The following is a 22,420-nucleotide window of genomic DNA, read 5'->3' on the forward strand; positions in this document are numbered from 1 at the left end:
CTAGAGCATCCCCAGCCAGCGCGGGAACCACAGGCTCAGGCCCGGCCAGTAGGTGACCACGACCAGGAAGCCCAGCATCGCCAGCAGCCAGGGCCATACGGCCACCGTCAGCTCGGTGATGCCCATCTTGGTGATGCCCGAGGCCACGTACAGGTTCAGGCCCACGGGCGGGTGGCACATGCCAACCTCCATGTTCACCACCATGATGATGCCGAAGTGCACCGGGTCGATCCCCAACTTCATCGCCACCGGGAACAGGATGGGCGCGAAGATCAGCATGATCGACGACGGCTCCATGAAGTTGCCCGCCAACAGCAGGATCACGTTCACGGCCAGCAAGAAGGTGATCACCCCCATGCCGTTGCTGAGCATCCAGTCGGCCAGGGCCTGCGGGATGTTCTCGTTGGTCATGATGAAGCTGAACAGCACCGCGTTGGTGATGATGTACAGCAGCATGGCGCTCATGTTGGCCGAGTTCAGCAGCACCTTGGGCACGTCCTTGAGGCTCATGTCCTTGTAGATGAACACGGCCACCACGAAGGCGTACACCGCGCTCATGGCCGCTGCCTCGGTGGGCGTGAACATGCCGGTATAGATACCGCCCATCACCACCACGATCAGGAACAGGCCCCAGGCCGACTTGCGGAATGCCGTCCAGCGCTCGCCCCAGGTGGCCTTGGGCAGGCGCGGGTAGTTGTACTTGCGCGCACGCCACCAGGTCACGCCACCCAGCACCGCCGCCAGCACCAGGCCCGGCACCACGCCGGCCATGAACAGCGCGCCCACCGAGGTGTTGGTGGCCACGGAGTACATCACCATCACGATGGACGGCGGGATCAGGATGCCCAGGGCGCCCGAGGTGGTGATCACCCCCGCGCCGAAGCGGTTGGGAAAGCCTGCCTTGACCATGGCGGGCAGCAGGATCGAGCCGATGGCCACCACCGTGGCAGGGCTGGAGCCCGACACGGCCGCAAACAGCGCGCACGCCAGCACCCCGCCCAGGCCCAGGCCGCCGTGCCAGTGGCCCACCATGGCGGTGGCGAAGTTGATCATGCGCTTGGCCACGCCGCCGTGGGTGAGGAAGTTGCCCGCGAGGATGAAGAACGGGATCGCCATGATCTCGAACTTCTCGATGCCGGTGAACAGCTTCAGCGCCACCGACTCCAGCGGCACATCGGTGAAGCCGAACAGGAAGGTGAGCACCGTCAAGCCGAGCGAGATGGACACCGGCATGCCGGTGAGCATCAGCACGGTGAGGATGAGGAAGATGATGGCGGCATTCATTTCTTGGCCCCTGCGCTGTGGTCGGTTTCGTCGGGATGCAGGTTGTCGCGCATGGCGTAGGGGTTGTAGTCCTGCGCGGGCGCTTCGTCGTCATCGAGGCCATCGACGTGGCCGTGGTCGTGGTGCGGCAGCTCGCCGGTGCGGACGTAGCCCACCAGCACCTGCAGGAAACGGAAGCACATCAGGCTGCTGCCCAGCGGAATGGCGCTGTACACCACCCAGGTCGGCCACTCCAGGTCGGGCGTGGTCGGCCCTTCGATGAGATCCGCCACGTTCAGGCCCAGGGCGTTGAAGATGGCGTAGTGTGCGCCGTTCTCCCACACGAACGTGGCGCCCATGGTGCCGACGATGCCGGTGAACAGCGCGCCCGCGGCCAGGCCGAAGATGATGAACTTGCCGCGCGTGCCAGCGCCCAGGCGGTTGATGAGCACGTCCACGCCGACGTGGATGCCGGTGCGCACGCCATAGGCGGCGCCGAACTTGGCCATCCACACGAACATGATGATGGTCAGCTCCTGCGCCCAGGTCATGTTGATGGACAGCAGCCAGTCCTGCAGGCCCGGGATGTTGTAGCCCGCCATGTAGCGGTGCAGCACCGCGACGAAAACGATGAGCGTGGCAGCGCCCATCAGGAAGGTGATGAGCCACTCTTCCAGGTGATTGAGGAATTTCATGGGAGGTTCTCCGTAGAGATCGGTGCGCCGTGCGGGCGCCCGCCGGGCCGCCCGCGCCAAGCCGGAGCGCTGCGCCGCGCCCCGGCCGGTGTTTCAGTGAATCAGAGCTTGGACGGATCGAAGCCCGTGGCCTTGTACACGTCCTGGATGGTTTCCTTGCCGATGCGGCTGGACATCTTGTCGTGCACCGGCACCAGCGCCTTCTTCAGCGCCAGGCGCTCCTCGGCGGTGGGCGTGTAGATGGCGGTCTTGCCGCTCTTCTTCACGGCTTCCATCGACTGGTCGTTCTCGTCCTGCGCGATCTGGTTGGCATAGGCCGTGGCCTGGCGCATGGCGTCGCTGAGCTGCTCGCGCACGTCGGCGGGCAGGCCATCCCAGAACTTCTTGTTCACGATGACGGCGTAGCCCAGGTAGCCGTGGTTGGTCATGCTGACGTGCTTCTGCACCTCGTGCATCTTCTGCGTGTAGAAATTGGAGGGCGGGTTCTCGGTGCCGTCCACCACGCCGGTCTGCAGCGCCTGGTAGGTTTCGCCGAAGGCGATCACCTGCGGCATGCCGCCCAGGGCGCGGATTTCCTCCTCCAGCACCTTGGAGGACTGGATGCGGTACTTCAGGCCCTTGTAGTCGGCCACGGTCTTGAGCGGCTTGTTGGCCGAGAAGACCTTGAAGCCGTTGTCCCAGTAGGCCAGGCCGGTGATGCCGCGCGGCTCCAGCTTCTTCAGCAGCTTGGCGCCCACGGGGCCAGTCGTCACCTTGTGCAGGTCGTCGCGGTTGTCGAAGATGAAGGGCAGGTCGAACACCTCGAAGTCCTTCACGCCCAGCGGGCCGAACTTGGCCAGCGACGGTGCCAGCATCTGCACCGAGCCGAGCTGCAGGGCCTCCATCTCCTCCTTGTCCTTGTACAGCGCGCTGTTGGCGTACACCTCGACCTTGACCTTGCCCTTGGTCAGCTCATTGGCCTTCTTGGCGAAGAACTCGGCAGCCTTGCCCTTGGGCGTGTCCTGCGCCACGACGTGGCTGAACTTGATCACGGTCTGCGCATGGGCCAGCGTGGCACCGACGGCCAGCAGCGCGCAGGCCAGGACTTTCTTGACGGGAAATTGCATGGAGGTCTCCTCAAGGGTTATGGATCACAACGGCGCGGACTGTAGGCCCGGCCCGCCTCCCGCGTAACTGTGGCGTTCCACAGCTAGGGTTAACCCTTCATCCTGTGATCCACTCTTGTTGCACCTGTTCGAGCCACTGGCGGCCGATGCGCCGCTCCAGCCCCTGGTACACCTCCGCAGTCGCCGCGCGCAGCTGCTGGCGCTGCGCCGCGCTGGGGTCGTGGATGTGGATGCCGCCGCTTTCGCGCAGGGTGGCCAGGGCCTGCTCGTTCTCGCTGCGGGCGATGGCATTGCCCCAGGCCAGCGCTTCCTCCAGCGCTGCGGCGACGAGCTGCCTGTCCGGCCCGGCCAGGTGCGCCCAGAAGCGCTGGTGCACCACCACCGCGTACCCCAGGTAGCCGTGGTGCGTCAGGCTCAGGTGCGTCTGCACCTCGTGCATGCGCTGGGTCCAGAAGTTGGAAATGGGGTTTTCCGTGCCGTCCACCACCCCCATGGCCAGGGCGCGGCGCGTCTCGCCGAAGTCCAGCACCACGGGCCGCGCGCCCAGCGCGCGCATCTGGTGCGCGATCACGCGCGAGCCCTGCACGCGCATGCGCAGCCCGGCGAAGTCGTCCGGTGCCACCAGCGGGCGGTTGGCGCTCATGTGCTTGAAGCCGTTGTCCAGGTAGCCCAGCCCCACCATGCGCTGGCGCGCCAGCCCCGCCAGCAGCGCCTGCCCCAGCCGTCCCTGCATGGCGCGGTACACCTGCGTGCGCGTCTCGAACAGGAACGGCAGGTCGAACAGCTCGAATTCGGGAAAGCCGAGGCGCCCGAACTTGGACAGCGAAGGCGCCAGCATGTCCACCGCCCCGAGCTGCAGCGCCTGCATCTCGTCGGCATCGCCGAACAGCAGCGAGTTGGGGTACACCACCACGTCGATGCGCCCCTGGCTGCGCGCGCGCACCAGCTCGCCGAAGCGCTCCAGCGCCAGCCCCTTGGGCGTTTGCCGCGCCACCACGTGCGACAGGCGGATGGTGATCCTGCCCTGCGCCCCGGCCCGCCGCGCCAGGCCGCCCAGGGCCAGGGCCTGGATGCAGCGGCGGCGGGAGAGCGGGGCGCGGAACATGGCCGTTATTATCAAACCGCCTCCGCCCTGCCCGCTCCGCCGCCCGACCTTGACGCCCCAAGCCCCCGACGACTTCGCGCTGCTGCACGCCAGCACCCGCCCCATGACCGACCGCAGCCGCTGGACCGTGCTGTGGATGATGGGCTTCGCGGTCATCATCGTCAGCGCCGTGGTGGCCCTGGTGTGGTACCTCAACAGCTTCGAGACCGAGGAAGAGGAACGCCGCCGCGGCGCCGACGCGCAGTGGCTGGAGCAGAGCGTGCAGTTCCACTTCCGCCGGCTGGAGGACGACATGGCGCTGCTCGCGCGCCGCGCCGCGCTCGACGGCCCGCAGACCCTGCCCAGCCCGGGCCAGGGCGCCGAGGGCAGCGCGCCCACCGGCCTGCTGTGGCGCGCCCCCGGCGTGGTGCTGGCGCATGGCTGGCGCGCCAGCGCGCCCGGCGCCGCCACGCCCCAGGCCTGGGAGGACGACATGGCCCTGCACGACAGCAACCGCCAGGCGCTGCTGACCCTGCAGGACATCGTGGGCAGCCTGCGCCGCGCCAGCTACGCCGGCCCCATGCGCGACGGCGGCGGCCACCCCACCGACCGCGTCTGGCTGGCGGTGCCGTACTTCGACGGCACGCGCCTGCAGGGCATGCACGTGGCCGCGCTGTCCATGCAGCAGGCGGTGGACGTGCTGCTGCCCGCCTGGTTCCTCGAAAGCCAGACCGTGCGCCTGGTGGTGGACGACGCGGCCCCGCCGCCCGGCGCCAGTGCCCAGGCCCTGGGCCCGTACCGCACGGTGATGAACCTGCCTGGCACCGACCTGATGCTGGAGGTGGTGCCGCAGGGCCCGCAGACCTCGCCCGTGCCGCGCATCTTCTTCGTCGTGGCGCTCCTGTTCCTGCTCGGCATGCTGGCCAGCCTGGCCGCGCTGCGGCGCGACATCGTCAAGCGCCAGCAGGTGCAGCAGCGCCTGCAGGCCGAGGTGGCGCTGCGCTCGGCCATGGAACGCTCGGTGACGATCGGCATGCGCGCCTGGGACATGAAGGGCCGCATCCTGTACGTGAACGACGCCTTCTGCGCCATGGTGGGCTACGCCGCGCACGAGCTGCGCGGCGCCAGCGCCCCGCTGCCCTACTGGCCCGCCGACCAGGCCGACGAGATCGACGTGCTGCACCGCGCCGTGATCCGCCAGGGCACGCGTGCCGAGGGCATCGAGGCGCAGTTCCAGCACCGCGACGGCCACCGCGTGGACGTGCTCATCCACGAGTCGCCCCTGACCGCCGCCGACGGCGCGCAACTGGGCTGGATGAGCTCGGTGCTGGACATCAGCGAACGCAAGCGCGCCCAGCAGCTCGCCGCGCTGCAGCAGGACAGGCTCGAAGCCTCGGGCCGCCTGGTAGCCGTGGGCGAGGTGGCCTCGACCCTGGCGCACGAGCTGAACCAGCCCCTGGGCGCGCTCGCCAGCTTCGCCAACGGACTGCTCAACCGCCTGCGCGCCGGCACCATCGGCCTGGACGAAATGGGGCCCGTGGTGCAGCGCATGGCCCAGCTGGCCGAGCGCGCGGGCGGGGTGATCCAGCGCGTCAACGCCTTCGCGCGCAAGCGCGAGCTCAACCTCACGCGCGTCAACCTCTCGGCCCTGGTGCGCCGCGTCTGCGCCAGCGTGCAGGAGGCCCACGCCACCCCGCTGACGCTGCTGCTGCCCGCGCAGGACCTGTGGGTGCAGGGCGACGCGCTGCTGCTCGAACACCTGGCGCACAACCTGTGCAGCAACGCCCTGGCCTGGGCGCCCCAGGGACGCGAGCCGCCCCAGGTGCAGGTGCGCCTGGCCGCCGCGCCCTGCGCCAACGAGCCCTGCGACGGCCACCACTGCGTGGCCCTGGCCGTGGCCGACAACGGCCCCGGCGTGCCCGAGGAGGCGCGCGCGCGCATCTTCGACGCCTTCTTCAGCACCCAGGCGGGCGGCATGGGCATGGGCCTGGCCATCTGCCGCTCCATCGCCGAAGCCCACCATGGCCGCATCCTGGTGGGACAGGACGCGCAGCTCGGCGGCGCGCTGTTCACCGTGCAACTCCCCCTGACCACCAACCCATGAACGACACCTCCCACCGCATGGACATCCACATCGTGGACGACGACGCCGACGTGCGCGATGGCCTGGCCTGGCTGTTCGACTCGCGCGGCTGGCAAACGCGCGCCTGGGCCAGCGGCACGGCGCTGATCGACGCCGTGCGCGCGCTGCAAGGCCAGCCCTGGGGCACGGCCGTGGTGCTGCTGGACATGCGCATGGAGCCGCTCTCGGGCCCCATGACCTTCGAGCAGCTCAAGGCCCTGGGCTGCCCCTGGCCGGTGCTGTTCCTCACCGGCCACGGCGACGTGGGCAGCGCCGTGGAGGCGGTGAAGAACGGTGCCTGGGACTTCCTCGAAAAACCCTTCCAGGACAACATGCTGGTGGACCGCGTGGAGCAGGCCATGCGCGCCGTGCGCGCGCAGACCGACGCCGAGCGCGAGGCCCAGCGCCTGCGCCAGGCCCTGGCGTCCCTGAGCCCGCGCGAGCGCGAAGTGCTCGACGAACTGATCCGCGGCCACTACAACAAGAACATCGCCGAGCACCTGGGCATCACGGCACGCACCGTGGAGTTCCACCGCGCCAACATCTTCGAGAAGATGGGCGTGGAGTCGGCCATCGAGCTGGCGCACAAGCTCGGGCGCCTCACGCCCATGGGCGGCGGGCGCTGAAAGCTATCGAAAAGAGAGCTGCAAGCGCTTGCCAGCAAAGGGCTGGAGCCATTTTTCCCTCTTATTTCCCACCCCACGCGAGGGATGCCCGCGACCCTGCCTAGAATGGCGGGCCGGCCCCCAGGCCGGCAATCGCGTCTTCAGGGCGGGGCGGAATTCCCCACCGGCGGTAGGCGAAGCAGCGGCACCCGTGCCGCCGGTCTTCGCGAGCCCGCGAGCGCCCCTGGCCAGGCATCGCCCTGGCCGGGGGGTCAGCAGATCTGGCCACACACCAGAGCCGACGGTCACAGTCCGGATGAAAGAAGATGCGCTGCCCGTGCGTGCCCTTTTGGCACAGCCTTGGCATGGCCTTGGCCGTGCGCAGGGGCGCGTGCGGCTGCGTGCCCCGAAAACGTCTTCTCAACCTACTCAAGAGGAGCGTTTGAATGTCTCAAACCCACACCACCACCGCGCACCAGCGCGTCCAGACCGCCCTGCAGGCCGTGCGCCAGGGCGTCCCCATCGTCCTGCTCGACGATGACGACCGCGAGAACGAGGCCGACCTGATCGTGGCCGCCGAACGGCTGACCGAGCAGACCATGGCCCAGCTCATCCGCGACGGCAGCGGCATCGTCTGCCTGTGCATGACCGACGAAGACCTGCGCCGCCTGGAGCTGCCGCCCATGGTGGAGCGCAACGAGAGCGCGCACGGCACGGCCTTCACCGTCTCCATCGAGGCGCGCCACGGCGTCAGCACCGGCGTGAGCGCGCGCGACCGGCTGACCACCGTGCAGGCCGCCGTCCACCCCGAGGCCCGGCCCCAGGACCTGGTGCGCCCCGGCCACGTCTTCCCGCTGCGCGCGCACCCGGGCGGCGTGCTGGCGCGCCAGGGCCACACCGAGGGCACGGTGCACCTGTCCCGCCTGGCCGGGCTGCGCCCCGCCGGGGTGCTGTGCGAACTCATGAACCCGGACGGCACCATGATGCGCGGCGCGCAGGTCACGGCCTACGCCAGCGCGCACGGCCTGCCCGTGCTCACCATCGCCGACCTGGTGGAGTGCAGCGGCGCGTGAACCGCCCTTGTGTGGATTGCGCTGGCGGCTCTCTTTTTTGATCTCTTGCTGTGGATTTGCTTCCCGGGGCCGGGACTCGCCCCGGCGGGCGACTCCCTTTTCTTGCGCGTGCAAGAAAAGGAAGCAAAAGAAGCACGCCCCTGCTGCCCGTATCCCCTTCGCTAAAGCGAAGGGGCAGCCTGCGGTGCTCGGGCGCGGGGCGGTGCCGCGTAACTCACTGCGCGCCTACGGCGCTCCGTTCAAACAGACGCGGCAAGTCAGTTCACGAAGCGCGTGTGTCCTGCGGCACACGCGCCCGCCCCACGCCCTGCGCTCCTCGGTACGGCCAGAAGGGGGTTGAAGACGACACGGGCCATCGCTGCGCTCGGCCCCCAACACGCAGGCGCTGCGCGCCGCGAAGTCCAGGCCGAGCGCAGCGATGGCCCGTGTCGTCTCCACCCCCTTTCAGGCTGCGCCTGGGGCGAGGCGGTGGCGGGGTGGCATGCGCGAAGTCGCGCATGCTTCGTGGTCTGACTCGCTGCGGCTGTTTGAGCGAAGCGCCGCAGGCGCGCAGCGAGTTCCGCAGCGCACCCCGCCAGCGTCTCGCCCCAGGTGTGCCCCGTAGCGCAGCGAAGGGGCCGCAGACTGCGGGGCGCGTTTCTTTGCCTCCTTTCTTGTCGCGCGACAAGAAAGGAGGTCGCCCGCCGGGGCGAGTCCCGGCCCCGGAAAGCAAACCCACCACAAGCATCAAAACAGCCCTAAACCCAATCCCAGCAAGCGCCACAAGCTATCAAAAAACAACCGACACCTTGAAAGGCACGGTGCCTATGGCGCCCGCCCCGGCGCGGCGCACAGATAGCCCGCGAGCATGTCCACGATGGTCTGCTCGACCTGCGCCATGCCGTGGCGCGGCAAGGGCGTGATGACGGCCGCGTGCACCAGGGATTCCATGGCCTGCAGCACCGCCCAGGTGGCCAGGTCGAGGTCGCGCGGCGCGATCTCGCCGCGGTGCTCCTCCAGCAGCTGCCGGATGCGCCGGAAGATGCCCTGGTCGGCCGGGCTCTGCTCGGTCGGCGCGTCGAAGAACGGAAACTCCTTTTCCAGCACCCGGTGCAGCGCCGGCGCGACCTGGTGCGCCGCCAGCAGCGCGTGGACGATGGCCGCCAGGTGCCCGCGCAGGCCGCGCGGCTGGGCGCCCGCCAGCACCGCCTCGATGGCGGCCTGCATCTGCGCCGCGTGCTGCTCGTGCAGGGCCGTGATCAGCGAATCCTTGTTCGGGAAGTACTGGTAGACCGAGCCCACACTCACCCCGGCGCGCTCGGCCACCAGGTTGGTGTTGGTGCCGGCGTAGCCGCGCTCGGCCAGAACGCGAGCCGTGGCTTCCAGAATGACCTCGACCAGCGCCCGGGAACGGGCCTGGCGCGGGATTCTGCGGGGCTGGGGCAGTGCCTGCATGGGGGATTCCAAAGGCGAGTTTTCAACGTGAGCGATGGCTCATATTCTCGCAGATACCGAGCAAATGCTCATATCTGGAGTCCATCCCATGCCTTCCCATGCGCCACCCGGCGTCAATGTCTTTCTTCGGCTGCTGCCCATCACGCTGGCGGTCTTCATTGGTTTCCTCGCCATCGGCCTGCCGCTGCCGGTGCTGCCCCTGCACGTGCACGACGGGCTGGGCCTGAGCCCCCTGGTGGTGGGCGTGGTCATCGGCGCGCAGTTCGCCGCCGCGCTGCTGTCGCGCGCCTGGGCGGGCCACCTGGCCGACACCCGGGGCGCCAGGCGCGCCGTGGTCACGGGCCTGCTCGTCTCGGCCAGTGCGGGCCTCGCCTACCTGGCGTCGCTGGCTTGCGCCACGCCCGCCGCCTCGGCCGGGGTGCTGCTGCTGGGGCGCGTGCTGCTGGGCTGCGGCGAGAGCCTGGTCGTCACCGGCGCGCTGAGCTGGGGCGTGGGCCTGGCCGGGCCGCAGAACGCGGGCAAGGTGATGGCCTGGGTGGGCATCGCCATGTACGGCGCCTACGCCCTGGGCGCCCCGGCGGGCGTGGCCGTGCATGCGGCCCACGGCTTCGCGGGCATTGCCGCCGCGAGCTGCCTGGCCCCGCTGCTGGCGCTGGGCGCGGTGTGGGGCGTGCGGGCGGTGGCGCCCACGGCGGCGCGGCGCACGCCGTTCTACCGCGTGCTGGGCAGCGTCTGGCTGCCCGGGCTGGGGCTGGCGCTGTCCAGCGTGGGCTTCGGCGTCCTCACCGCCTTCATCGCCCTGCTGTTCGCGGCCAAGGGCTGGGGCAACGCGGGCCTGGCGTTCACGGCGTTCGGCCTGGCCTTCATCGGCGCGCGCCTGGTCTTCGGCCACCTGCCCGACCGGCTGGGCGGCGCGCGCGTCGCGCTCGCCTGCGTGGTCGTCGAGGCCGTGGGGCAGTTGCTGATCTGGGGCGCCGACACGGCCGCCCTGGCCTACCTGGGCGCGGCCCTGACGGGGTTCGGCTACTCGCTGGCGTTTCCCGGCTTCGGCGTGGAGGCGGTGCGCCGCGCGCCGCCGCAGAGCCGGGGCGTGGCCATGGGCGCCTACGTGGCGTTCCTGGACATCGCGCTGGGCATCACCGGCCCGGCCCTGGGCGCGGTGGCCGGCGCCTGGAACGTGGGCGCGGTGTACCTGGCCGGCGCCGTGGCCGTGGGCCTGTCGCTGCTGGTGGCCGTGGGCCTGCTGGCGGCGCCGCTGCCGGGAGGCCGCCATGCGTGACGCGACCCCGCCCCGCACGGCGCGCGCGCTGGCCGAGGTGCTGGCCGCCCGCACGCTCACGCCGCACATGCGGCGCATCACGCTGGGCGGCGCCGAGGTCGCCCGCTTCCTGCAGGCGGACGGCATCGGCGCGCCAGCCGCCTGGGTGAAGGTGTTCCTGCCCTGCGGCACGGGCCGCGCCTACACCCTGCGGCACATCGACCGCGCGGCGGGAACGCTGGACGTGGACTTCGTCCTGCACGGGCACGGCCCGGCATCCGGCCCGGCCTCGGCCTGGGCCGCCCAGGCGCGGGCCGGGGAGCGCGTCGGCATCGCGGGGCCGCGCGGCGGCGGCTTCGCGCTGCCCGCCGACGCCCGCTGGGTGCTGCTCGCCGGGGACGCCACCGCCCTGCCGGCCCTGCAGCGCATCGCCAGCGCGCTGCCCGCGCACGTGCAGGCCAAGGTGTACGCCGAGGTGCCCAAGGCCGCCGACCAGCAGCCCATCGACAGTCCCGCCCGGCTGCGCACGGAATGGTTCACCGAACGCCAGGCCCCGGGCCTGGCCCTGTGCCAGGCGCTGCTGCACCGCCCGCTGCCCCCGGGGCCGGGCTATTTGTGGATGGCGGGGGAGTCGCAGGCCATGCGCACCCTGCGGCAGCACTACCTGCAGGCGCGCGAGATGGAACCCCGGCGCCTGCATGCCCAGGGGTACTGGAAGGCCGGCCAGGCCGACCACCGCGAGGGCTGAGGGCCGACCACCTGACGATCACGCGCGCACCGCGCTCCGGAACGCAGTGGCCAGCGCATCCAGCGCGTCGCGCGGCCGCCCGGCGCGCACCCGCGTGTGCAGCAGCACCGGCAGGCGCGGCAGGGCGGGCAGCCCGAGCCTGCGGCCCACGTCCTCGGCCCCCAGCGGCAGCATGCGCGGCGCCAGCGCGGCCACGCCCAGGCCGGCCATGACGGCGGCGGCCACGGCGGCGATGCCGCCGCCGGTGAACACCTCCGTCCACGGCACGCCCGCCGCGTCGAGCACCTGCCCGGCCAGCGCGCGCACGCCGCAGGGCGCGGCCATCGTGGCCAGCGGCAGCGGCTCGCCCGCGCGCGGCTGCCAGCCCGGCGCGGCGAACCAGCCGAAGGGCTCCTCGGCCAGCAGCTCGCCATCGCCACGGCCCGCGTCCAGGCGCACGATGGCGGCGTCCAGCTCGCGCCGGTCGAAGCGCTGCAGCAGCTCGCCCGACGAAGCGATGCGGATCTCGATCAGCAACTGCGGCGCCTGGGCGTTCATGCGCGCGATGAGCGCGGGCAGCTCCAGCCCCGCCACGTGGTCGCTGATGCCCACGGCCAGGCGCTCGCGCGCCGTGGCACCCGCGGCCAGCGCGCGCGCGTGCGCCTCCAGCAGGGCGCGCGCATGGCCGAGAAAGGCCGCGCCCTGCGCGGAAAGCTGCACGTGGCGCGGCGTGCGCTCGATCAGCCGCACGCCCAGCCGCGCCTCCAGCCGCTTGAGCTTGAGGCTCACGGCCGCCTGCGTGGCGCCCAGGGCGTCGGCGGTGCGGGTGAAGCTGCCCAGTTCGGCGATACGGACGAAGGCCTGGACGGCGTCGAGGTCGAGGGGGCGGTCAATCATTTCAAAAAATTATCTCTGATATTTTTTTTGATAACTTGTTGAAATCATTCTCGCATCCTAAGGTGGCACCCATCGCCCCCCCCCCCCAAAGGAACCACCATGCCCCTCGTTCACATCGCCCTGCGCGCCGGCAAGCCGCCGGCCTACCGGCAAGCGCTCTGCGACGGCGTGTACCACGCGCTGCAGGAGACCTTCGACGTGCCCGAGGACGACCAGTTCATGGCCATCACCGAGCACGAGGCCGCCAACTTCCGCTACGGCGCGGCCTACCTGGGCGTGGCGCGCAGCGACGACTTGGTGTTCATCCAGATCACCGCCAGCGCCACCCGCACGGCGGCGCAGAAGAAGGCGCTGTACCGGCGCATCGCCGAGCGGCTCGGCCAGCAGCCCGGCCTGCGGCCCGAGGACGTGTTCGTGAACCTCGTCGAGGTGGCCCGGGAGAACTGGTCTCTGGGCCTCGGGCAGGCGCAGTACGCCGAGGAATTTCGATAAAAATGGCCACTAGCCCTTTCCCAGCAAGCGCAAGGAGCTCCTGAAAGCAGAGCAACCGCTCAAGGCTCCGCACCCTGCCGCGCACGCCACTGCACCGGCGTGCACCCCGTCCAGCGCTTGAACGCGCGCCAGAACACCGCCGGCTCGGCAAAGCCCAGCGCCTGGCCAATGTCGGCCAGCGCGCGCCCGGGCTGCGCCACGGCCTGCAGCGCGGCCTCGCGCCGCACGGCGTCCCGCAGCGCCGAGAAGCTCAGCTGCTGCGCCCGCATGCGCCGCGCCAGCGTGCGCTCGCTCAGGCCCAGCGCCTGCGCGGCCTCGGCGCGCGTGGGCACGCGGCCGGGCAGCGCGGCGGCGATCCAGGCGCGCAGCTCCTGCGCCAGCGCGCCGCCCTCGTGCAGCACCGCCAGGCGCTGCGCCGCGTACTGGTGGTGCAGGCGCGCCAGTTGCGCGTCGGCCTGGGGCAGGGGCGCGTCGAGCAGCGCGTTGTCCAGCAGCACGCCGCTGAACGCCTGCTCGAACGCCACCGGGCAGCCGAAGGCCTCGCGGTAGCCCGCCAGCGGCCCCACGCGCGGCTGGCTGAACTGCACCTGCAGCGGGCGCACGGCCTGGCCCGTGACCCAGCGCGAGAACGCCACCACCGCCGCCAGCACCGCCTCGATCTGGTGCGGGCTGAACGCCAGCGCGCCCTGGCGCGGGTGGTAGACCACCCAGCCCGCCTGCGCGCCCGCGATCATCTGGAAGCGCCCGCCGTCGCTGATCAGGCGCTGGTACTGCTGCACCACGCCGATCGCCCCGCGCAGGCTGGGCGCGGACTGCAGCAGGTAGCTCACCACGTTGAAGCTGCCCGGCCCCACCAGCGCCCCGGCCTTGAGGCCAAAGCCCGCGTCCTGCGTGCAGTGCGCCGCCGCGCGCCACAGCCGCGTGATGTGGTCGATGGGCCAGCGCTCGCGCGCCAGCTCGGCCGGGGCAATGCCGGCCTGCGCCAGCAGGCGCGCGCGCGGCACCCCGGCGCGCTCGCCCGCCGCGAGCACGGTGTTCACCCAGCTCATCGATACGCTGGCCTGCAAAGTCAAAACAGATGGCCTCCAAAGTCAATGTAAACCCATCATAAGGGCCTATCGTTGCCAGCCAGCGCACCGCCCAGAGTGCGCGCAAGGAGACTGCCGCATGGCAACCCAACATTCCGACGCCGTCGTCCTCGGCGGCGGCCTGGCCGGCATCGTGGCCGCGCTGGAGCTGCTGCGCGCGGGCCAGCGCGTCACGCTGGTGGACCGCGATACGCCCGAACGCTTCGGCGGCCTGGCCCTGTGGGCCTTCGGCGGCATGGCGCTGGTGGGCACACCGCTGCAGGCGAAGATGAAGATCCCCGACACGCCCGAGCGCGCGCTGGCCGACTGGCTGCGCTTTGGCGAACTCGGGCCCGAGGACCATTGGCCCCGCGCCTGGGCGCGCCACTACGTAGAGCACTCGCGCGCCCAGGTGCACGACTGGCTGGTGCAGGAGGGCGTGAAGTTCATGCCCGCCGTGAACTGGGTGGAGCGCGGGCTGCACGGCGACGGCAACAGCCTGCCGCGCTACCACATCGTCTGGGGCACCGCGCGCGAACTCACACGCTGCCTGGTGGCTGCGCTGCGCCGCGCGGGCGAAGGCGGCATGCTCACGCTGCTGCACGGCCACCGCGCCACGGCACTGGAGCGGCAGAACGGCCGCATCGCGGGCGCCATCGCCGTCAACGAGGCCACGGGCGAGGAAGTGCGCCTGCAAGCGCCCGTGGTAGTGCTGGCCATGGGCGGCATCAACGGAGGGCACGAGGAAACGCGCGCCAACTGGCCCCCGGGCAGGCCGCAACCCGCCGCCATGCTCAACGGCGCGCACCCCTTCGCCGACGGCAAGCTGCACCGCCACGCCGCCACGCTGGGCGCGCAGATCACCCACGCGGGCGAGATGTGGAACTACGCGGCGGGCTTTCCGCACCCATTCCCGCATTTCGACGGGCACGGCCTGTCGGCCATTCCGTGCAAGTCGGCGCTGTGGCTGAACCACCGGGGCGAGCGCATCGGCCCCGAGCCGCTGGTGACCGGCTTCGACACGCACTGGCTGTGCCAGCGCGTGGCGCAGCAGGAAAAGCCCTGGACCTGGCACCTGCTCAACTGGCGCATCGCGGCCAAGGAGTTCGCCATCTCCGGCGCCGAGCACAACCAGCGCATCCGCGACAGGCAGTTCCCGCTGTTCCTCAAGGAAACGCTGCTGGGCAACCACCGCCTGGTGCGGCAGATGCAGCGGCAAAGCCCGCATTTCCTGGTGGACGACACGCTGGCCGGGCTGGCCGCGAAGATGAATGCGCTGACCTGCTCGCTCGACGTGGCACCCGAGGCATTGCAGGCCACGGCCGATGCGTTCGACGCCAACTTCGCCCACGGCAGCAAGCTGCACAACGACGACCAGATCCGCCGCATCCTGCACGCGCGCCAGTGGGGGCCGGACAAGCTGCGCACCTGCGCGCCCGCGCCGCTGCAACAACCCGGCGCGGGGCCGTTCATCGCCATCCAGATGCAGCTCATCACGCGCAAGAGCCTGGGCGGGCTGCAAACGGATTTGCAAAGCCGCGTGCTCGACGGCGCGGGCCAGCCCATCGGCGGCCTGTACTGCGTGGGCGAGGCGGCGGGCTTCGGCGGCGGCGGGGCCAATGGCAAGCGCTCGCTGGAGGGCACCTTCCTGCCCGGCTGCATCCTCACGGGCCGGGCGGCGGCGCGCGCCATCGCGGCCGGCGGCTGAGACAACCACGGCGAAAGGAGACGACACCATGCAGGGAGACATCGTTTCGGGCGTGCTGCTGCCGCTCATCCTGGCGTTCATCATGTTCTCGCTCGGCCTGGGGCTTACGCCGGCCGACTTCCGGCGCATCCTGGCGCAGCCGCGCGCGCTGCTGGTGGGCGTGGCCTGCCACTTCGTGCTGCTGCCGCTGGTCTGCTACCTCATGCTCACGCTGCTCGGCATGGGCGGCGTGTTCGCCGTGGGCTTCATGATCCTGGCCGCCTGCCCCACGGGCAGCACGTCGAACCTGCTGACCTACCTGGCGCGCGGCGACGTGGCGCTGGCGCTGAGCTTCACCGCCGTGGCCAGCGTGCTCACCATCTTCACGCTGCCGCTGGTCGTCACCTGGGCGCTGGGCCACTTCCTCGGCGCGGCGCGCGCCGTGGACGTGCCCGTGGGCCTGATGATGGGCCAGGTAGCGCTGGTGCTGGGCGTGCCCGTCAGCCTGGGCATGTGGGTGCGACGGCGCTTTGCCGCCTGGGCGCTGCGTTTCGAGCCGCGCGCCACGAAGGTGGCCACGGTGCTGTTCGTGCTCATCGTGGTGCTGGCCGTGGCCAAGAACTGGGCGCTGCTGGTGGACAACTTCGGCTCGCTCGCGCCCTTCGCCGTGGTGCTCAACCTCAGCATGCTCACGCTGGGCTTCGCCGTGGCCTGGGCCGCGCGGCTGTCCTACCGCCAGTCGGTCACGCTGGGTATCGAGACGGCGGTGCAGAACGCCGCGCTGGCGCTGGTGATCGCCAGCACCGTGCTCAAGGACGACGCCATGGCCATCCCCGGCGCGCTCTACGGCGTGCTGATGTACGCCGGCGGGCTGGTCTTCGCGCTGGCCATGCGGCGCTTCGGCCACGGCCGCGCCACGGAGGCCGCCCATGCTGCCTGACCTGTCCTACCCCGCCTCCACCGAGGACTGGCGCCGCCTGGCCGCCAAGCGCCTGCCGCGCTTCCTGTTCGACTACATCGACGGCGGCGCCAGCGCCGAGCGCACGCTGGCCGCCAACGTGAGCGACCTTGCCGCCCTGCGCCTGCGCCAGCGCGTGCTGGTGGACATGGCCCAGGTGGACACCCGCGCCACCCTGGCGGGCCAGCCCTGCGCAATGCCGCTGGCGCTGGCGCCCATTGGCCTGGCCGGCATGGCCGCGCGCCGGGGCGAGGCACAGGCCGCGCGCGCCGCGCACGCGGCGGGCGTGCCGTTCACGCTCTCCACCGTGGGCATCTGCGCGCTGGATGAAGTGGCCGCCGCCAGCGCGCCGCCCTGGTTCCAGCTCTACATGCTGCGCGACCGCGGCGCCGTGCGCGCGCTGCTGGACGATGCGTGGGCCGCAGGCTGCCGCACGCTGGTCTTCACCGTCGACCTGCCGCTGCCCGGCATGCGCCTGCGCGACATCCGCCACGGCATGGCCGCCAGTGGCGCGCGCCCCGCGCTCATCCGGGCCGCGCAGGTGCTGGCGCGCCCCGGCTGGGTGTGGAACGTGGCGCTGCGCGGCAAGCCGCTGCGCTTTGGCAACCTGACCGCGCAGGTGCCCGGCGCGCGCGACCTGAACGCCTTCAAGGCCTGGGTGGACGCGCAGTTCGACCCCGGCGTGACGTGGAAGGACATCGAATGGCTGCGCGGCCAGTGGCAGGGCCGCCTGCTGCTCAAGGGCATCCTCGACGTGGAGGACGCGCGCGCCGCCGTGGCCGTGGGCGCACAGGGCATCGTCGTCTCCAACCACGGCGGGCGCCAGCTCGATTCCGTGGCCTCGACCGCTTCCAAGCTGCCCGCCATCGCCCAGGCCGTGGGCGCGCAGACCGAGGTGCTGATGGACGGCGGCGTGCGCGGCGGCGTGGACATCTTCAAGGCCCTGGCGCTGGGCGCGCGCGGCGTGCTCGTGGGCCGCCCCTGGGTCTGGGCGCTGGCCGCGCAGGGCGAGGCGGGCGTGCGCACGCTGCTGGCCCAGTGGCAGCGCGAGCTGCTGCTGGCGATGACGCTGGCGGGCGTGACGCGCACCGCCGACATCGGCCCGCGGCACCTCGACACGGATTCATAGCCAAATCAGCCTCTAGCGCTTACAGGACAAGCGCAAGCAGCTATCAAAAAAGGAGAAACCATGAACGGCGCACAAGCCCTGCTCCAGACCCTGGCCGACGCGGGCGTGGAGGTCTGCTTCACCAACCCCGGCACGAGCGAGATGCACTTCGTTGCCGCGCTAGACACCGAGCCGCGCATGCGCGCCGTGCTGGCGCTGTTCGAGGGCGTGGCCACCGGCGCGGCCGACGGCTACGCGCGCATGGCGGGCAAGCCCGCCGCCACGCTCTTGCACCTGGGCTGCGGCCTGGGCAACGGCCTGGCCAACCTGCACAACGCGCGCAAGGGCAAGGTGCCGGTGGTCAACATCGTGGGCGACCACGCCACCTACCACACGCGCTACGACGCGCAGCTCCAGTCCGACATCGAGACCGTGGCGCGCAACGTCTCGCCCGGCTTCGTGCGCACCGCGCAAAGCACCGCCGCGCTGGGCCAGGATGCGGCCGACGCCATCGCCGCCGCGCGCGGCCTGCCGGGGCAGGTGGCCACGCTGATCCTGCCCGCCGACGTGTCCTGGGGCGAGGGTGGCCAGCCCTGCCCGCCGCCGCAGCAGCCCGCGCCCGCCGCCGCCAGCGACGAAGCCGTGCAGGCCGCCGCCCAGGCCATCCGCTCGGGCGAGAAAACCATCGTGCTGCTCGGCGGCCAGGCGCTGCGCGAAGGCGCGCTGCGCACGGCCGCCCGCATTGCCGCCAGCACCGGCGTGCAGTTGCTGGCCGAGGTCTTCCCCACCCGCATGGAGCGCGGCGCGGGCCTGCCCTTCGTCGAGCGCGTGGCCTACCTGGCCGAGCTGGCGGGCGTACAGCTCGCGGGCGCGCGGCACCTGGTGCTGGTGGATGCCAAGCCCCCCGTCTCGTTCTTCGCCTACCCCGGCAAGGCCAGCGACCTGGTGCCCGAGGGCTGCACGGTGCACACCCTGAGCAGCCCCGCGCAGGACGCGGCGGCCAGCCTGGAGAAACTCGCCGCCACGCTGGGCGCCGCCACCGAGCCGCCGCTGGCCCCCGCCCGGCGCCCGGAGCGCCCGCGCGGGCCGCTCACCGCGCCCAAGGTCTGCAAGGCCGTGGGCCACCTGCTGCCCGAGAACGCCATCCTGATCGACGAAGCCATCACCTCCGGCCTGATGCTGGGCACGATGACGGCGGGCTGCCCGCGCCACGACCTGCTGACGCTCACGGGCGGCGCCATCGGCCAGGGCCTGCCCAACGCCGTGGGCGCGGCCATCGCCTGCCCCAGCCGGCCGGTGATCGCGCTGATCGGCGACGGCACGGCCATGTACACCATCCAGGCGCTGTGGAGCATGGCGCGCGAGCACTTGCACGTGGTGTCGGTGATCTTCAACAACGCCAGCTACTCGGTGCTGAACGTGGAGCTGGAGCGCGTGGGTGCCGAAGAGGCTGGCCCCAAGGCGAAATCGCAGCTCGACCTGAAAGGGCCGGTGCTGAATTTCGCGCAACTGGCCCAGGGCATGGGCGTGCACGCGGTGCGCGCCCGCACGGCCGAGGACTTCTGCCAGGCGCTGGAACATGCGCTGGCCCACCCGGGGCCGCACCTGATCGAGGCGCTGGTGCCCGAATCGCTCGCGGGCGCCAAGCGCAAGGTGCTGCCGTGGCTGCTCAAGTCGCTGCCCAGCCTGCCTGCGCCGGTGGCGCGCGCGCTCAAGCGCAAGATCGCGCCATAAGATCGTGAACCAATGGGATGGACGCCCCTACCCTAAACGGCATCAAAGTGCCAAAGTGGAGACGTCAGTTCTCTTCCACTTCAACGAGCAGGAGCGTCCACCATGAAGGTTACAACCATTGGCATCGATCTGGCCAAGAATGTGTTTCAAGTCCACGGCGTTGATGAACACGGTCGGGCAGTGTTCAACAAGCCGCTCAAGCGCAACCAGATAGCGGCATTCTTTGCCAACCTACCCGCCTGTCTGATCGGCATGGAAGCTTGCGCCAGCGCCCATCACTGGGCACGCAAGCTCCAGGGCATGGGCCACACCGTGCGCCTGATGGCCCCGCAGTTCGTCAAGCCCTACGTCAAGACCAACAAGAGTGATGCCGCCGATGCTGCTGCCATCTGCGAAGCTGTTACCCGCCCGAGCATGCGTTTCGTGCCCGTCAAGAACATCGAGCAGCAAAGCGTACTGGCCCTGCACCGGGTGCGACAGGGGTTTGTCCTGGCCCGCACCGCGCAAGCCAATCAAATCCGGGGCCTGCTCGCCGAGTTTGGGCTGGTCATTCCACAGGGCATCGGCCACATCCACCAGCGGGTGCCAGAGCTCATCGAGGATGCTTCCAATGAACTGCTCGGCATGTTCCGCCAGCTCATGAACAAGCTGCTGGAGCACCTCAAGGAGCTTGACCGCCAGGTTCAGGAACTGGAAGCGCAAATCGTCGCCTGGCACCGCCAAAGCGATTTGAGCCGCAGGCTCGAACAGATACCCGGCATTGGCCCCGTGACGGCTTGCGCATTGGTCGCTTCGTTGGGCGATGCCAGGCACTTCAAGGATGGTCGACAAGTGGCTGCCTGGCTGGGCCTTGTGCCACGCCAGCACTCCAGCGGGGGCAAGCAAAACTTGCTGGGCATCAGCAAGCGGGGCGACACCTATTTGCGAACCTTGCTGATTCACGGTGCACGCTCGGTGATCTACCACACGCAGAACAAAGCATCCGACAGTGCGCAATGCCGCTGGGTCAATGGCGTGCTACAGCGGCGCAACAAGAACGTGGCAGCGGTGGCGCTGGCCAACAAGAATGCACGCATCGTGTGGGCCTTGCTCGCGCATGACAGAAGTTACGAGTCAGGCTACACACGGCAAGCAGCCTGAGCAGCCACAGCGCCGCTACGGCAGGAACAACGACGACAGGGAGCAAAACCACCGATTGCTCAAGCAATCATGAAGTGATGGCAAGACAGGTCAGACCGTGGTGGATGCAATCCGATGAGAACGTAGCACTTCGAGTGCGCTGAACCGATAGGAAATCCGCCAGCGAATCCCATCAGGGACCGTGGCTCATGCCACATCAAGTCCGGATATACGGGTGCAATCTTTACCTACTTGACAGCACTGCATGAGGGCTTGGCTTATTCGGGGCGTCCATATACGTTCTCAGAACGTGAACAGGGTCACGCGCCGTCGGGCATCTTCTCCACGCTGCCCGAACGCAGCACGCGCCCGTCGGCGCCGAAGGTCACGGTGAAGACCATTTCGCGGCTCGGCGGGTCGATCCAGTTCCAGTCCCAGTCGGTTTCCTGCTTGAGCGCGAAGGCCATCTGCTTGGCGGGCTTGCCCAGCAGGCGGCGCACGGCCTCCTTGTCCATGCCCGGCTGCACCTTGGCGAACTGGTGCGGCGCCAGCACCTGGCGCAGCGCCGTCATCTTGCCGCCGGGGCCGATGGTGATCATGTAGTTCTGGTGGCCCATGGGCTGGCGGTTGTACTCCAGCGTGCGGCCGCCATCGCTCTCCTGCCAGATGCCATCGGGCTCGCCGAAGCGCTCGCGCACGTCGGCCTCGGTGGAGACGTCTTCCTCCAGTTCGCGGATGCGCTGGGCGTCGCAGCCCGCCAGCGCGAGCAGGGCCAGCGCGCCAGCGCCCAGCAGGCGGGTGATACGGTTCAAGGGCTTCATGGGTGTGTCGCTAAAATCGAGGGTTCTGAGAGGTTCACCGTCCATGTCTATTTTCCGCCGTCCCGACTACCAATCCGAAACCACCCAGTTCATCAACCAGATGAAGACGCAGAAGCCCGAGCTGGATGCCCAGCAGCAGGCCGGCCGCGCGCTGCTGTGGGACAAGAACGTGGACCGCACGCTGTGGGACGACTACCGCGCCGGCCGCGTGGCGCAGAAGTCCTACGTGTACTACGCCTACAGCCAGACCGATCAGCAGTAAAAACAGCCTCCAGGCCAATACTGGCAAGCGCTGGCAGCTATGCAAGCAGTAGCAGGCAGGGGCCCCGGGAGCGACGCCGATGCGCCCCCGCCACCGGCCGCCATGCCCGAGGTGGTCGACCAGGTGGCGCTGGCGCGCCTGTATGGCGAGCCGCTGTTCGCGCTGCCGCAGGACCTGTACATCCCGCCCGATGCGCTGGAGGTGTTCCTCGAAGCCTTCGAGGGCCCGCTGGACCTGCTGCTGTACCTGATCCGCAAGCAGAACTTCAACATCCTCGACATCCCGATGGTCGGCGTCACGCGCCAGTACCTGGCCTACGTCGATGAGATCCGCAGCCGCAACCTGGAGCTGGCGGCCGAGTACCTGCTGATGGCAGCCATGCTCATCGAGATCAAGTCGCGCATGCTGCTGCCGCCGAAGAAGCAGGAAGGCGCCGAGGAAGCCGAGGACCCGCGCGCCGAGCTGGTGCGCCGCCTGCTCGAATACGAGCAGATGAAGCTCGCCGCCCGGCAGCTGGGCAACCTGCCGCAATACGGGCGCGACTTCCTGAAGGCGCAGGTGACCATCGAGCAGAGCCTGGCGCCGCGCTTTCCCGAGGTGCAGCTGAGCGACCTGCAGGACGCCTGGCGCGACATCCTGAAACGCGCCAAGCTGGTGCAGCACCACCGCATCACGCGCGAGGAGCTCTCGGTGCGCGAGTACATGGGCATGGTGCTGCGTGCGCTGCAGGGGCGGCGCTTCGTCGAGTTCGAGGACCTGTTCCAGCCCGAGAAAGGCAGCACCGTGATGGTGGTGACCTTCATCGCGCTGCTGGAGCTGGCCAAGGAAACGCTGATCGAAATCACCCAGGCCGAAGCCTTCGCGCCCATCTACGTGCGTCTGGCCTATACCCCGGCCTGAGAACACTC

General features: G+C 70.2%; 21 protein-coding genes and 1 riboswitch. Of the genes, 13 read left to right on the forward strand and 8 right to left on the reverse strand.

Features of this window, described 5'->3' with window-relative positions; genetic code table 11:
• The 4 genes from YS110_09270 to YS110_09285 all read right to left on the reverse strand — a co-directional run bounded on the left by YS110_09270 (position 1) and on the right by YS110_09285 (position 4,169).
• Complete coding sequence (locus tag YS110_09270) at positions 1 to 1,284, reverse strand: TRAP transporter large permease subunit (GenBank protein ID UJB64919.1); 1,284 nt, start codon at positions 1,282 to 1,284, stop codon at positions 1 to 3.
• Positions 1,281 to 1,958, reverse strand: a complete 678-nt coding sequence (locus tag YS110_09275) for a TRAP transporter small permease (GenBank protein ID UJB64920.1) — start codon at positions 1,956 to 1,958, stop codon at positions 1,281 to 1,283. The genes YS110_09270 and YS110_09275 overlap by 4 nt, the downstream gene beginning before the upstream one ends.
• Before the next feature lie 101 nt (positions 1,959 to 2,059).
• Positions 2,060 to 3,064 (reverse strand): TRAP transporter substrate-binding protein, encoded by a 1,005-nt coding sequence (locus YS110_09280; protein UJB64921.1) that lies wholly within the window; start codon positions 3,062 to 3,064, stop codon positions 2,060 to 2,062.
• Positions 3,065 to 3,161: 97 nt separating this feature from the next.
• Positions 3,162 to 4,169: a DctP family TRAP transporter solute-binding subunit gene (locus YS110_09285; protein UJB64922.1), complete on the reverse strand. Its 1,008-nt coding sequence runs from the start codon at positions 4,167 to 4,169 to the stop codon at positions 3,162 to 3,164.
• 49 nt (positions 4,170 to 4,218) lie between these two features.
• Between YS110_09285 and YS110_09290 the strand changes: the two genes are divergently transcribed.
• From YS110_09290 to ribB, 3 genes are all read left to right on the forward strand, one after another.
• Entirely contained in the window at positions 4,219 to 6,252 is a 2,034-nt protein-coding gene (locus tag YS110_09290; protein ID UJB64923.1) for a PAS domain S-box protein, read from the forward strand.
• A complete protein-coding gene (locus YS110_09295) occupies positions 6,249 to 6,896 on the forward strand; it encodes a response regulator transcription factor (GenBank protein ID UJB64924.1) in 648 nt (215 codons plus the stop codon). The genes YS110_09290 and YS110_09295 overlap by 4 nt, the downstream gene beginning before the upstream one ends.
• Before the next feature lie 132 nt (positions 6,897 to 7,028).
• Positions 7,029 to 7,207: riboswitch (FMN riboswitch) on the forward strand.
• A gap of 114 nt (positions 7,208 to 7,321) precedes the next feature.
• Positions 7,322 to 7,948 carry a 3,4-dihydroxy-2-butanone-4-phosphate synthase gene (gene ribB, locus YS110_09300; protein UJB64925.1) on the forward strand — a complete coding sequence of 209 codons (627 nt, stop codon included), beginning with the start codon at positions 7,322 to 7,324 and terminating at the stop codon, positions 7,946 to 7,948.
• 804 nt (positions 7,949 to 8,752) lie between these two features.
• Here ribB and YS110_09305 read toward each other — a convergent pair.
• On the reverse strand, positions 8,753 to 9,382 hold the full coding sequence (locus YS110_09305; protein ID UJB64926.1) for a TetR family transcriptional regulator: 630 nt from the start codon (positions 9,380 to 9,382) through the stop codon (positions 8,753 to 8,755).
• Positions 9,383 to 9,470: 88 nt separating this feature from the next.
• On the opposite strand from YS110_09305, the gene YS110_09310 reads away from it, so the two are divergent.
• On the forward strand, positions 9,471 to 10,661 hold the full coding sequence (locus YS110_09310) for an arabinose transporter (GenBank protein ID UJB64927.1): 1,191 nt from the start codon (positions 9,471 to 9,473) through the stop codon (positions 10,659 to 10,661).
• Positions 10,654 to 11,388: a siderophore-interacting protein gene (locus tag YS110_09315; protein ID UJB64928.1), complete on the forward strand. Its 735-nt coding sequence runs from the start codon at positions 10,654 to 10,656 to the stop codon at positions 11,386 to 11,388. Before YS110_09310 ends, YS110_09315 begins: the two co-directional genes overlap by 8 nt.
• An 18-nt stretch (positions 11,389 to 11,406) precedes the next feature.
• Here the strand turns inward: YS110_09315 and YS110_09320 are convergent, their stop codons facing one another.
• Positions 11,407 to 12,264 (reverse strand): LysR family transcriptional regulator, encoded by an 858-nt coding sequence (locus YS110_09320; protein UJB64929.1) that lies wholly within the window; start codon positions 12,262 to 12,264, stop codon positions 11,407 to 11,409.
• Between the two features lie 99 nt (positions 12,265 to 12,363).
• Between YS110_09320 and YS110_09325 the strand changes: the two genes are divergently transcribed.
• The gene (locus tag YS110_09325) at positions 12,364 to 12,756 is read left to right on the forward strand and encodes a tautomerase family protein (GenBank protein UJB64930.1); all 393 of its coding nucleotides are present in this window, start codon (positions 12,364 to 12,366) and stop codon (positions 12,754 to 12,756) included.
• A gap of 59 nt (positions 12,757 to 12,815) precedes the next feature.
• On the opposite strand, the gene YS110_09330 is transcribed toward YS110_09325, so the two are convergent.
• Positions 12,816 to 13,829 (reverse strand): AraC family transcriptional regulator, encoded by a 1,014-nt coding sequence (locus YS110_09330; protein UJB64931.1) that lies wholly within the window; start codon positions 13,827 to 13,829, stop codon positions 12,816 to 12,818.
• 94 nt (positions 13,830 to 13,923) lie between these two features.
• Here YS110_09330 and YS110_09335 point away from each other — a divergent pair, with 94 nt between their 5' ends.
• The 5 genes from YS110_09335 (at position 13,924) to YS110_09355 (ending at position 20,450) form a co-directional block, all read left to right on the forward strand.
• Positions 13,924 to 15,531 carry an FAD-dependent oxidoreductase gene (locus YS110_09335; protein UJB64932.1) on the forward strand — a complete coding sequence of 536 codons (1,608 nt, stop codon included), beginning with the start codon at positions 13,924 to 13,926 and terminating at the stop codon, positions 15,529 to 15,531.
• A gap of 28 nt (positions 15,532 to 15,559) precedes the next feature.
• The gene (locus YS110_09340) at positions 15,560 to 16,450 is read left to right on the forward strand and encodes a bile acid:sodium symporter family protein (protein UJB64933.1); all 891 of its coding nucleotides are present in this window, start codon (positions 15,560 to 15,562) and stop codon (positions 16,448 to 16,450) included.
• Complete coding sequence (locus YS110_09345) at positions 16,440 to 17,597, forward strand: L-lactate dehydrogenase (GenBank protein UJB64934.1); 1,158 nt, start codon at positions 16,440 to 16,442, stop codon at positions 17,595 to 17,597. Before YS110_09340 ends, YS110_09345 begins: the two co-directional genes overlap by 11 nt.
• 60 nt (positions 17,598 to 17,657) lie before the next feature.
• Positions 17,658 to 19,310, forward strand: coding sequence for an acetolactate synthase large subunit (locus tag YS110_09350; protein ID UJB64935.1), 1,653 nt, complete (start codon positions 17,658 to 17,660; stop codon positions 19,308 to 19,310).
• A gap of 102 nt (positions 19,311 to 19,412) precedes the next feature.
• Positions 19,413 to 20,450 carry an IS110 family transposase gene (locus tag YS110_09355; protein UJB64936.1) on the forward strand — a complete coding sequence of 346 codons (1,038 nt, stop codon included), beginning with the start codon at positions 19,413 to 19,415 and terminating at the stop codon, positions 20,448 to 20,450.
• Between the two features lie 299 nt (positions 20,451 to 20,749).
• Here YS110_09355 and bamE read toward each other — a convergent pair whose 3' ends face one another.
• Positions 20,750 to 21,250, reverse strand: a complete 501-nt coding sequence (bamE, locus tag YS110_09360) for an outer membrane protein assembly factor BamE (GenBank protein ID UJB64937.1) — start codon at positions 21,248 to 21,250, stop codon at positions 20,750 to 20,752.
• Positions 21,251 to 21,293: 43 nt separating this feature from the next.
• On the opposite strand from bamE, the gene YS110_09365 reads away from it, so the two are divergent.
• Positions 21,294 to 21,512 (forward strand): DUF3460 family protein, encoded by a 219-nt coding sequence (locus YS110_09365; GenBank protein UJB64938.1) that lies wholly within the window; start codon positions 21,294 to 21,296, stop codon positions 21,510 to 21,512.
• Between the two features lie 102 nt (positions 21,513 to 21,614).
• Positions 21,615 to 22,412, forward strand: a complete 798-nt coding sequence (locus tag YS110_09370) for a segregation/condensation protein A (GenBank protein ID UJB67408.1) — start codon at positions 21,615 to 21,617, stop codon at positions 22,410 to 22,412.
• The last annotated feature ends 8 nt before the right edge of the window (positions 22,413 to 22,420 follow it).

The sequence above is a fragment of the Acidovorax sp. YS12 genome (assembly GCA_021496925.1).
In the GTDB taxonomy this organism is placed as follows: domain Bacteria; phylum Pseudomonadota; class Gammaproteobacteria; order Burkholderiales; family Burkholderiaceae_C; genus Paenacidovorax.

Bases quoted from the DNA above. Each gene is read 5' to 3' on its own strand.
- YS110_09355 (UJB64936.1), top strand. From the start codon at position 19,413: ATGAAGGTTACAACCATTGGCATCGATCTGGCCAAGAATGTGTTTCAA.
- YS110_09275 (UJB64920.1), bottom strand. From the start codon at position 1,958: ATGAAATTCCTCAATCACCTGGAAGAGTGGCTCATCACCTTCCTGATG.
- YS110_09310 (UJB64927.1), top strand. From the start codon at position 9,471: ATGCCTTCCCATGCGCCACCCGGCGTCAATGTCTTTCTTCGGCTGCTG.
- YS110_09370 (UJB67408.1), top strand. From the start codon at position 21,615: ATGCCCGAGGTGGTCGACCAGGTGGCGCTGGCGCGCCTGTATGGCGAG.
- YS110_09270 (UJB64919.1), bottom strand. From the start codon at position 1,284: ATGAATGCCGCCATCATCTTCCTCATCCTCACCGTGCTGATGCTCACC.
- YS110_09315 (UJB64928.1), top strand. From the start codon at position 10,654: ATGCGTGACGCGACCCCGCCCCGCACGGCGCGCGCGCTGGCCGAGGTG.
- YS110_09325 (UJB64930.1), top strand. From the start codon at position 12,364: ATGCCCCTCGTTCACATCGCCCTGCGCGCCGGCAAGCCGCCGGCCTAC.
- YS110_09365 (UJB64938.1), top strand. From the start codon at position 21,294: ATGTCTATTTTCCGCCGTCCCGACTACCAATCCGAAACCACCCAGTTC.
- ribB (UJB64925.1), top strand. From the start codon at position 7,322: ATGTCTCAAACCCACACCACCACCGCGCACCAGCGCGTCCAGACCGCC.
- YS110_09305 (UJB64926.1), bottom strand. From the start codon at position 9,382: ATGCAGGCACTGCCCCAGCCCCGCAGAATCCCGCGCCAGGCCCGTTCC.
- YS110_09320 (UJB64929.1), bottom strand. From the start codon at position 12,264: ATGATTGACCGCCCCCTCGACCTCGACGCCGTCCAGGCCTTCGTCCGT.
- YS110_09345 (UJB64934.1), top strand. From the start codon at position 16,440: ATGCTGCCTGACCTGTCCTACCCCGCCTCCACCGAGGACTGGCGCCGC.
- YS110_09285 (UJB64922.1), bottom strand. From the start codon at position 4,169: ATGTTCCGCGCCCCGCTCTCCCGCCGCCGCTGCATCCAGGCCCTGGCC.
- YS110_09295 (UJB64924.1), top strand. From the start codon at position 6,249: ATGAACGACACCTCCCACCGCATGGACATCCACATCGTGGACGACGAC.
- YS110_09350 (UJB64935.1), top strand. From the start codon at position 17,658: ATGAACGGCGCACAAGCCCTGCTCCAGACCCTGGCCGACGCGGGCGTG.
- YS110_09340 (UJB64933.1), top strand. From the start codon at position 15,560: ATGCAGGGAGACATCGTTTCGGGCGTGCTGCTGCCGCTCATCCTGGCG.
- YS110_09335 (UJB64932.1), top strand. From the start codon at position 13,924: ATGGCAACCCAACATTCCGACGCCGTCGTCCTCGGCGGCGGCCTGGCC.
- YS110_09280 (UJB64921.1), bottom strand. From the start codon at position 3,064: ATGCAATTTCCCGTCAAGAAAGTCCTGGCCTGCGCGCTGCTGGCCGTC.
- bamE (UJB64937.1), bottom strand. From the start codon at position 21,250: ATGAAGCCCTTGAACCGTATCACCCGCCTGCTGGGCGCTGGCGCGCTG.